The organism is Aminobacter sp. P4_H6_2 (genome assembly GCF_056400805.1).
On the sequence record NZ_JBFUKO010000165.1, the window covers coordinates 1 to 9,252 of the forward strand.

Genomic DNA, 9,252 nt, shown 5'->3' on the forward strand with positions numbered 1-9,252 from the left:
GCCGAGCATCGAGCCAACCGTGACCAGGTAGACAATCGCCAGTTCGAAGGCGAAACCGAGATAGGCGATCCAGCGCAAGGCTCGGCTCTCGCGCCCAAGGAGGATGATTGCTGCTGCAATGACGGCCAGCGCCCCGGCTGCGGCAATGACAAAGCCCTGCTCGTCGAACCGGTCGACTTGCACCATGGCCATGCCGGTCAGGAAGCCGATCAGGGCATGCAGCGRCAGCCGGCCGCCAAGCTGGACGAGGCGTTCGGACAGTGCGGGCGCCAGTGCGGCAACGGCCAGCAGGGCTGCGGACACCAGCGAGAGCACCAGTCCCACCTCAAGCGTGTCGTAGTGAATGCCGAGCAATACCGCATAGAAGATGAGAGAAAGCACAATGAGATGTCGGGCGGCACGGCTTTGCGTCCACAACGACAGCACCCAGAACACCGCCATGAACGCGACGAAGAAATGCGGCAATGCCTCGCGGCGGAAGATCTCGAAGCCCTTGAGCGCTAGCCAGGCATCCGCGATGCCGACGGCCGCCACCGTCAAGGCGTTGGAGCGGAGCGCGGCAGCCGCAATCGCCGTGCCGACGCACCAGGTGACGATGGCCACGGCTTCGTCACCGGAGAAATGATACATCTGGCCGATCAGCGCGATCGAACCGCCAAAGGCCGCAGCCGCGATCAGCCATAGGGCTTCGGCGAAACCGCCATGGCCGCGTTCTTTGAGGACGGCGCCGCCGACATAACCGGCAAAGATGACAGCAAACAAAGCGCCGACGCGCGCAACGCGCGGGATCGCCTCCCAATTGGCGGCAACGAGAATGAGGATCGCGGCAGCAAACAGAAGTGCCGCCATGATCGCCAGGATCGAACCGAAGTTGAGACCGTTGCGTTCGTTTGCTTCGACATCGCGGACAAGCACGTCTGCAGTCGCGCGGTCGAGGAGCCCGCTGTCGACCCAGCGCGCCATGTCGCTCTTCACCTTGGTGGCATAGCTCGCCATAAGTCGCATCCCTCTGCCACAGCCGCCGATATCAGGCCCAAGGCGTTGTCATTATGGCGAATTTCAGATTCGGTCACAATTATGACCGAAGGCTTAATGCCCATTAATGCTGCAATGCACAAAACGCATTGCTGCCATGCGAGCATAGCGCTTCAATTTTGGGCAAGGGCATCCTATCTACGCCCCGTACACAGAAGAGAAAAGAAGACGAAGGGAAACGAAGATGAACCTGATCCGCAATTACCGCAACTGGCGCCGCTACCGTGAGACTGTCTCCGAGCTGAGCCGCCTGTCGAACCGTGAACTGACCGACCTTGGCATCACCCGCAGCGACATCCACTTCGTCGCGCGTAAAGCCATCTAACCGAAACCGGGTCCACTGGACCCACCTGTCCGAACCGAAAAGAGAACTAAAATGAACTTGCTCCGCACTTACCGTAACTGGCGCGCTTATCGCGAGACGGTGAACGAGCTTGGCCGTCTGTCGAACCGCCAGCTTGCCGATCTCGGCATCAATCGTGGCGAGATCCAGTCGATCGCCCGCCGCGCAATCTAATTTGAGAATTCCGTCAGCGTCGACCTCCTCCCCGACTATGRCGGATCAGGTCAGCTTYTTCCTCCCGATRAGCTGRCCACCTTAACACACCCGCCAGACCTCCTCCCCTGGCGGGTGTCGTTACCTCCGAGAGYTTCGCCCTCTTTGATCGGCGAAARGAATTCCGCCWGCGCCGACCTCCTCCCCGGCAAWGGCGAATAGGTCAGCTTCCTCCTCCTCCCTGAAGCTGACCACCAAAACGACACCCGCCGGTCCTCCCCCGGCGGGTGTTGTCGTTTTGGACCTGCTCAAGGCATTGTTAGTCGAGCGCGCCGCTTTCCAGCACGCCGCGCACCTTCCACTCGCTGAGCGGGATGATGTCGGGGGCGCCGCCCATGGGCGCATACCAGGAATCGACGACCCATTTGACGCCACCGGGCGCGCGAACCACCGCCGTCCAGTGCGGATAGCGTCCATCAAGCAGGAACCCGCGCGAGGTTTTCGCCTCGACCTTGTGGTATTTGAGCAGGCCACGGCCATCGAGATAGCGAAGCAGAGAGTTGGTGTTGGTCGATTCGTCGACACAATCCATCTGCCCCCTGACCTTCGAGGCGCCGAATTCCGACTTCGGCTGGTCGCGGACGCCGGTAACCTGCTGCGCGCGCGTTTCGAAATAGCTGACCGCCCTGGCGATTGCTGCCCGCTCGGCCTGCGGCGACGCCTGACCGGCCGCGAGAATCGACGCAAATCGCTTGGCGTCATTCGGTCCAAGGTCGAGGCGCGATCGGAACGCGCAGCTATAGCCATGACAGATGTCGATGCGCTTGGTCGCCACCACATTCGGTGCTGAATGCGCGATGCCGATGAAATTTGAAAACGTGAATATGCCGGCAATGAGCAACCGGCAAATTGAATGTCCCGCCATTTGGACATCTTAGAAGTTGTCACGCGCTGCTCGCAACCCCCAAGTCATATCGTGGTAACCGCCGCAATCGTTGCATTCCCCCGACCAAGGGATTATTCCGGCGCAATGAGCACAAAACCTATTCACATCGTCGGCGGCGGCCTCGCCGGATCAGAAGCAGCATGGCAGGTGGCCTCGGCCGGTGTGCCGGTGATCCTGCATGAAATGCGTGGTGTCCGCGGCACCGACGCGCACAAGACTGAAGGGTTGGCCGAGTTGGTCTGCTCCAATTCGTTCCGCTCGGATGACGCTGAAACCAACGCCGTGGGCCTGCTGCACGCCGAGATGCGACTTGCCGGCTCGCTGATCATGAGCGCGGGCGACGCCAACCAGGTCCCCGCCGGCGGCGCGCTCGCCGTCGACCGCGATGGCTTCTCCAACGCTGTCACCGCACGGCTCGAAGCCCATCCGCTGATATCAATCGTTCGCGAGGAAGTCACTGGCCTGCCACCCGCCGACTGGGACCAGGCGATCATCGCCACCGGCCCGCTGACCGCGCCTTCGCTTGCCGAATCCATCGCTGCCAATACCGGTGCGGACGCACTCGCCTTCTTCGATGCGATTGCCCCAATCATCCATTTCGACAGCATCGACATGAATGTCTGCTGGTTCCAGTCGCGCTACGACAAAGTCGGCCCCGGCGGCACCGGCAAGGACTACATCAACTGCCCGATGGACAAGGAGCAGTATGACGCCTTCGTCCAGGCGCTGCTCGACGGCCAGAAGACCGAGTTCAAGCAATGGGAAGGCACGCCCTATTTCGACGGCTGCCTGCCGATCGAAGTGATGGCCGAGCGTGGTCGCGAGACTTTGCGTCATGGCCCGATGAAGCCGATGGGCCTGACCAATGCCCACAATCCGACGGTGAAGGCCTATGCTGTTGTCCAGCTGCGTCAGGACAATGCACTCGGCACGCTCTACAACATGGTCGGTTTCCAGACCAAGCTGAAGTATGCCGAGCAGGTCAATGTGCTCCGCATGATTCCAGGCCTGGAGAACGCCGAGTTCGCCCGTCTCGGTGGACTGCACCGCAATACCTATCTCAACTCACCCACGCTGCTCGATCCGACGCTGCAGCTCAAGTCGCGGCCCGGCCTGCGTTTCGCCGGCCAGATCACCGGCTGCGAGGGTTACGTCGAAAGTGCCGCCATCGGCCTGCTTGCCGGGCGCTTCGCCGTAGCCGAGCGTCTTGGCCAGCCTTTGAGCCAGCCGCCGGTCACCACCGCGTTCGGCGCATTGCTCAACCACATCACCGGCGGCCACATCGTTTCCGACGATGAGCCCGGCAAACGCTCGTTCCAGCCGATGAACGTCAATTTCGGCCTGTTTCCAGTGATGGAAGCGCCCAAGGTCGAAGGCAAGCGCCTGCGCGGCAAGGAAAAGACCGTCGCCAAGAAAAAGGCGATGACGGCACGCGCGCTGGTCGATTGTCGGGCTTGGCTCGGCATTGCCGAAGCAGCACAAGCAGCGGAATAAAAACGAGGCAAAGCATGCTTCCTCCCGAGACCGCGCGCCTGATCTTGAGGGAGATGCAGCCGGACGATTCAGCGGAGATCCTGGCGATCTTCGCTGACGACTATGCGCGCCGCTTCTATCCGGAGATGACGACCGAAGCCGCTGCCATCGAGTGGATCGACAGGAACCGTGACCGCTATCAGCGGGACGGATTCGGGCTGTGGGCGATCATCGACAAGGCAAGTGGCGCGCTGATCGGCGATTGCGGTCCGACCTGGCAAGACGTGGCAGGCGCTCGCGTCCTCGAAATCGGCTACCATGTCGCTCCGGCGTGGCGCGGCCACGGTATCGCGCTCGAAGCGGCGCGCGCCGCGATGGCGTATGGCTTTGCGGCAAGGGACGAAATGGAGATCGGCTCGATCGTAGCGCCGGACAATTCTTCCTCGGCGAGCGTTGCCCGGCGCCTGCATCGCGACGTCCGCTCCTACGTCAATTCCCGTGGCCTCGACCGCTTCTTTTTCTACACCAAGCGCGACGAACACGTCGCGGCGACTTGAACAGCTACCAGCCGCGCGAAGCGGTCTTCAGCATCAGCAAGTGCTTGCGCAGCGAAGACATGCCGTCCTTGCCGCGCTCCAGTCGGTCGAGATAGGTCGGCGTCAGCGAAAGCGGCAGAAAAGCCGGCCGCAATGTGTCAGGCAGATCCTTGGCGCCGCGCTCAAACGCCCGAAGATGCTCGCGCGCCAGTGCGGCCATGGCCTGAACGGCATGCCGTGACGACTGGGCGGTTGCGTTCGCCACGAATTCTTCCGGCGTCGTCCCGGCGGCAGCGAGGATGTCCCTTGGGACATAACATTGGCCACGCGCGCGATGGATCGGCAGCAGCCGCAGCAATCCTGTGATCGCCTGCGCGCAGCCGGCATGGCCGGAAAGCTCCGCGTGCTTCGGCGCCTCGTCGGCATCGAGCACCAAGGCGGAAAGGTGGATCAGCGCGGAGGCGGTTTCGCCGCAATAGCCTTCCAGATCGGTGCGCGAGGGCATAGGGTCGTCGTAGAGGTCAAAGATACGGGCTTCGAGATAGCTGTCGAAGGCCGCAACCGGAAGGCGATATGTCTCGATCGCGGCCATCAATGCCGTGGCGACAGGATGCCCAGCGCCGGCTTCCCTATCGCCGGAAGCGATGACATCGCGCCACCATTGCAACCTGATCTCGCCGGGCATCGGCTCACTGACGCGATCGCGGATGCCTGATATCTCGGCGTTGAACGCATAGAGCGCCAAAACAGCCTGACGCTTGTCTTCGGGTGCATAAAGTGCCGCGAGATAGCGGTCGCGGTCGGCAATACGCACCGCTTCCATCAAAGCCTTCGCTGCCCCGTTCGCCTCGTTCACGGTCAGCCGACAGCAATGAAAGCGGCGGCTACCGCGCGCTCTTCCGCAAGCAGCACGTTGTAGGTACGCACCGCAGCCCCAGTCGACATCGGATCGGCGGAGATCTTGGCGGCCTTGAGTGCCGCCCTCAGTGTCTCGGGCAAGCGCCGCAGTTCCTTGCCCATGCCGACGAGCAGGATTTCCACCTGCGTCGCCTCGGCGAAGAGCTTTTCGAAATCCGACGGCTGCAGTGCCAATGGGTCTGCCGGCTGCCATCCATAGATGCCGGACGGCAGGCACAGGATCGAACCGCGATGCGACATGTCCGCGAAACGGAAGCCGCCGTCGCCATAGGCGTCGACGGGCGCCCGCCCGGGGAAATGCGCTTCTCGGATGATTAGCCCTGCCATATCCAGTTACGACTTGGTCGGGTGAGCGCTARCCGGCACCGCCGGCTTGTGGTTGCCCTTGTCGTCAGCATCGATGCCTGCCGGCCGCAGCCTGAACAGGATGAGCAGCGGGCCGGCGACGAAGATCGACGAGTAAGTGCCGACCACGATGCCGAAGATCATTGCCAGCGTGAAGGACCGGATGACCTCGCCACCGAACAGGTAGAGCGAAATCAGGGCGAGCAGTGTGGTCAGGCCCGTCAGGACCGTACGCGACAGCGTCTGGTTCATCGACAGGTCGAGCAACTGCTCGATCGGCATCTTCTTGTACTTGCGCAGATTTTCGCGGAYACGATCGTAAACGACGACGGTATCGTTGATCGAATAGCCGACGATTGTCAGGATCGCCGCGATACTGGTCAGGTTGAACTCGATGCCGGTGATGACATAAAGGCCGACCATCATGGTCACGTCGTGGATGGTCGCGAGAATGGCGCCTAGGCCGAACTGCCACTCGAAGCGGAACCAGATGTAGACCAGCATTGCGAGCATCGCGGCCATCACGCCGAGCGCGCCGTACAATGCGAGTTCGCTCGACACCGTCGGGCCAACCGATTCAACACGGCGGAAATCATAGTCGTTGGCAAGTTCGCCACGCACCTTCTCGACCACGCTCTGCTCGGCATTGTCACCGGCCTTCTGGCCTTCGACCCGGATCAGCAAGGTGCTTGCGGCGCCGAATTCCTGGACCTGAACGTCACCGATGTTGAGCTCGCTGAGCCGTGCGCGCACGTCGGACGAGCTGGCATCGCCACTTTTGGCCTGTACTTCCAGGCTGGTGCCGCCCTTGAAGTCGATGCCGTAATTCATGTCGATGGTGAAGAACAACGCCATCGCCGCAAGCGACGCGGCCGCCGACAGCGCGAAGGCATAGCGGCGCAGTCCCATGAACGAGAATTTGGTGTTGTCCGGCACGAAGCGCACGAAACCCTTGGGCAATTCCTTGGGCTTGGCGCGGCGCAGCCAGATCGAAACCAGCCAGCGGGTGAGCGTAAAGGCAGTGAACACCGTCGTCACGATGCCGATGGCAAGAGTAACGGCAAAGCCGCGCACCGGACCCGAGCCAAGATAGAACAGGATGATCGCTGCGATGAAGGTGGTGAAGTTGGCGTCGACGATGGTCGCCAGCGCGCGCGAAAAGCCTTGATCGAGCGACTGCACGAGCGAGCGACCGAGTTGTCGCTCCTCGCGCACGCGTTCGTAGATGATGACGTTGGAGTCGACCGCCATACCAACGGTCAAGACGATACCGGCGATGCCAGGCATCGTCAGCGTAGCACCCAGGATGGAGAGGATCGCGATGATCAGCGCCACGTTTGCGGCAAGTGCGATATTGGCGATGATGCCGAGCGTGCCATAGGCAACCAGCATGAAGGAAACGACGAGGATACCGGCGATCACCGAGGCAAACTTGCCCGCCGCGATCGAATCGGCGCCAAGGCTTGGGCCGACGGTGCGTTCCTCGACGATGGTCAGATCGGCCGGCAGCGCGCCGGCGCGCAGCAGAACGGCCAGGTCATTGGCGCTCTCAGCGGTAAAGTTACCGGAAATCTGGCCCGAACCGCCGAGGATCGGCTCATTGATGCGTGGCGCCGAGATCACCTGGTTGTCGAGGATGATGGCAAACAGCTTGCCGACATTCTGTTGGGTGGCCTGGCCGAAGCGCGATGCGCCCTTGCCGTCAAAGCGGAAGGATACGACCGCCTCGTTGGTGCGCTGGTCGAATGTCGCCTGCGCATCGGTGAGGTTTTCGCCCGACACGATGACCCGGTTTTCGATCAGATACGGAACGGGGGGATCGTCCTGCGAATACATCACAGTTGAGCCCGCCGGCGGACGGCCCTGCATCGCCTCCTGCGGAGACATCGACTGGTCGACCATCTGGAAGGTCAGCTTGGCAGTCTTGCCGAGGATTTCCTTGAGACGGGTCGGGTCCTGAAGGCCCGGAACCTGGACGAGGATGCGGTCGGAACCCGCACGTTGGATGATCGGCTCGGTGGTGCCGAGTTCATTGACGCGGCGGCCGATGACTTCGATCGACTGGGTGACCGCGTTGTTGACGCGATAATCGATACCGGACTCAGTCAGCGTGTAGCGCAACAGGCCCGGCTCAGGCTCGTCGAGCGCAAGTTCACTCACCGAACCGGTGCCGAACATGCTCGACGAAATCGGCGCGATCAGCGTCGCCAGTGCCGTTTTCGCCGCTTCGAGCTCGTTGGGATCCGTGATGCGGACCTGGATCGTCTTACCCGTTCCGGTCAGGCCGGTGTATCCGACCTTGGCGTCGCGCAGCATGGTGCGGATGTCGTCGCGGGTCGCCTGCAGACGCTCGTCGATCAAATCCTGCCTGTCGATGGACAGCAGGATGTGCGAGCCGCCCTGAAGGTCGAGGCCAAGCGTCAGCGCGCGTTTGGGAAACCACCCCGGTAGGGAATCGAGCTGAGACTGCGTCAGCATGTTCGGAATGGTGAAGAGCATCCCGAGGAGCACGACGGCCCAGATCGAGATTGTCTTCCAGCGCGAAAAATAGAGCATTTGGCCTCGTCCGTTAAGGCGTGAAAGCGGTGCGTCTCGCCTCGACTGCGATTATTTCTTGGCGTTCTGGTTGGCGATTGGCTCGCCCTTGACCCGAACGTCTGAAATGGTGCCGCGCAGCGCAGTCACCTTGAGGCCGTTGCCCAGGTCAACCTCGAGTTCATTGTCGTCGATGACCTTGGTCACCTTGCCGACGAAGCCGCCACYGGTGACAACCGTATCGCCGCGGCGGATTGCGGCAAGCATCTCGCCACGCTTCTTCAGCTGGGTACGCTGCGGGCGGATGATAAGAAAATACATGATCACGAAGATCAGCACAAACGGCAGAATGCTGATGAGAACGTCGGGCGTAGCCCCGGTGGCCTGTGCGTATGCCGGCGTGACGAACATGAATGTCTCCTGAGAAAGTATCGGGATACCGTACATCGGTGCCCCGGAAATGTGCGCGGAATATAGTCGCTAAAGCGACCAATGCAACTGCACATCCGGCCAGTTACGGCGCTTTTCCGGGTTGTTTGAGCGTGTTACAGCGTCGCGCGTCATTTGAAATGTAGAGACCGACAGGATTAGCCATGGAAAAGACGTTCGAAGCACTCAACGACAAACTCGACCGTCTGATCGCAGCGGTAGCCAGGCTGGCGCCCGTACCTGCTCCTGAGACCGATCTCGACACCGCCGACTGCTACGTCTGGGCGGCGGATCCCGGCTATCTCGAGCCCGTCCACCGCGTCAATCGCGTCGACATCGGCCTGATCAAGGGCGTCGACCGTGTTCGCGACATTCTCGTCGACAACACAGAACGCTTCGCCGCCGGCTTGCCCGCCAACAACGTGCTTTTGTGGGGCGCGCGCGGCATGGGCAAGTCGTCGCTGGTCAAGGCAGCACACGCCACGATCAACGCTTCAGGCAAAACAGCCGCCCCCCTCAAGCTGATCGAGATTCATCGC

At 61.6% G+C, this 9,252-nt stretch carries 11 protein-coding genes; 5 read left to right on the plus strand and 6 right to left on the minus strand.

Annotated features, from left to right (window positions below; genetic code table 11):
• The coding region (locus AC1DUU_RS13995) for a DUF2157 domain-containing protein (RefSeq protein ID WP_476784018.1) at positions 1-996 on the minus strand (996 nt) is incomplete at its 3' end.
• Positions 997-1,219: 223 nt separating this feature from the next.
• On the opposite strand from AC1DUU_RS13995, the gene AC1DUU_RS14000 reads away from it, so the two are divergent.
• Both AC1DUU_RS14000 and AC1DUU_RS14005 read left to right on the plus strand, forming a co-directional pair.
• Positions 1,220-1,360 carry a DUF1127 domain-containing protein gene (locus tag AC1DUU_RS14000; RefSeq protein WP_018427696.1) on the plus strand — a complete coding sequence of 47 codons (141 nt, stop codon included), beginning with the start codon at positions 1,220-1,222 and terminating at the stop codon, positions 1,358-1,360.
• Positions 1,361-1,411: 51 nt separating this feature from the next.
• Positions 1,412-1,552, plus strand: a complete 141-nt coding sequence (locus tag AC1DUU_RS14005) for a DUF1127 domain-containing protein (protein ID WP_018427695.1) — start codon at positions 1,412-1,414, stop codon at positions 1,550-1,552.
• Positions 1,553-1,850: 298 nt separating this feature from the next.
• Here AC1DUU_RS14005 and AC1DUU_RS14010 read toward each other — a convergent pair whose 3' ends face one another.
• Positions 1,851-2,456, minus strand: coding sequence for a hypothetical protein (locus AC1DUU_RS14010; RefSeq protein ID WP_476784019.1), 606 nt, complete (start codon positions 2,454-2,456; stop codon positions 1,851-1,853).
• A 105-nt stretch (positions 2,457-2,561) separates the two neighbouring features.
• Here AC1DUU_RS14010 and trmFO point away from each other — a divergent pair, with 105 nt between their 5' ends.
• Positions 2,562-3,971, plus strand: coding sequence for a methylenetetrahydrofolate--tRNA-(uracil(54)-C(5))-methyltransferase (FADH(2)-oxidizing) TrmFO (gene trmFO / locus AC1DUU_RS14015; RefSeq protein ID WP_476784020.1), 1,410 nt, complete (start codon positions 2,562-2,564; stop codon positions 3,969-3,971).
• A 14-nt stretch (positions 3,972-3,985) separates the two neighbouring features.
• Positions 3,986-4,507: a GNAT family N-acetyltransferase gene (locus AC1DUU_RS14020; protein WP_476784021.1), complete on the plus strand. Its 522-nt coding sequence runs from the start codon at positions 3,986-3,988 to the stop codon at positions 4,505-4,507.
• Between the two features lie 4 nt (positions 4,508-4,511).
• Here AC1DUU_RS14020 and AC1DUU_RS14025 read toward each other — a convergent pair whose 3' ends face one another.
• The 4 genes from AC1DUU_RS14025 to yajC are packed head-to-tail and all read right to left on the minus strand — an operon-like array spanning position 4,512 to position 8,695.
• Positions 4,512-5,309 carry a phytoene/squalene synthase family protein gene (locus tag AC1DUU_RS14025; RefSeq protein WP_476784022.1) on the minus strand — a complete coding sequence of 266 codons (798 nt, stop codon included), beginning with the start codon at positions 5,307-5,309 and terminating at the stop codon, positions 4,512-4,514.
• A 35-nt stretch (positions 5,310-5,344) separates the two neighbouring features.
• The gene (locus tag AC1DUU_RS14030; protein WP_476784023.1) at positions 5,345-5,731 is read right to left on the minus strand and encodes an Mth938-like domain-containing protein; all 387 of its coding nucleotides are present in this window, start codon (positions 5,729-5,731) and stop codon (positions 5,345-5,347) included.
• Between the two features lie 6 nt (positions 5,732-5,737).
• Entirely contained in the window at positions 5,738-8,305 is a 2,568-nt protein-coding gene (gene secDF / locus AC1DUU_RS14035) for a protein translocase subunit SecDF (protein ID WP_476784024.1), read from the minus strand.
• Positions 8,306-8,356: 51 nt separating this feature from the next.
• Positions 8,357-8,695: a preprotein translocase subunit YajC gene (gene yajC / locus AC1DUU_RS14040; RefSeq protein WP_476784025.1), complete on the minus strand. Its 339-nt coding sequence runs from the start codon at positions 8,693-8,695 to the stop codon at positions 8,357-8,359.
• Between the two features lie 182 nt (positions 8,696-8,877).
• On the opposite strand from yajC, the gene AC1DUU_RS14045 reads away from it, so the two are divergent.
• Positions 8,878-9,252: DUF815 domain-containing protein (locus AC1DUU_RS14045; RefSeq protein ID WP_476784026.1), on the plus strand; the 375-nt coding region annotated here is incomplete at its 3' end.

What these genes read in the sequence shown, in the direction of transcription:
- AC1DUU_RS14010 (WP_476784019.1), bottom strand. Translation starts at nt 2,456, where the DNA reads ATGGCGGGACATTCAATTTGCCGGTTGCTCATTGCCGGCATATTCACG.
- AC1DUU_RS14025 (WP_476784022.1), bottom strand. Translation starts at nt 5,309, where the DNA reads ATGGAAGCGGTGCGTATTGCCGACCGCGACCGCTATCTCGCGGCACTT.
- AC1DUU_RS14030 (WP_476784023.1), bottom strand. Translation starts at nt 5,731, where the DNA reads ATGGCAGGGCTAATCATCCGAGAAGCGCATTTCCCCGGGCGGGCGCCC.
- AC1DUU_RS14005 (WP_018427695.1), top strand. Translation starts at nt 1,412, where the DNA reads ATGAACTTGCTCCGCACTTACCGTAACTGGCGCGCTTATCGCGAGACG.
- AC1DUU_RS14020 (WP_476784021.1), top strand. Translation starts at nt 3,986, where the DNA reads ATGCTTCCTCCCGAGACCGCGCGCCTGATCTTGAGGGAGATGCAGCCG.
- trmFO (WP_476784020.1), top strand. Translation starts at nt 2,562, where the DNA reads ATGAGCACAAAACCTATTCACATCGTCGGCGGCGGCCTCGCCGGATCA.
- AC1DUU_RS14000 (WP_018427696.1), top strand. Translation starts at nt 1,220, where the DNA reads ATGAACCTGATCCGCAATTACCGCAACTGGCGCCGCTACCGTGAGACT.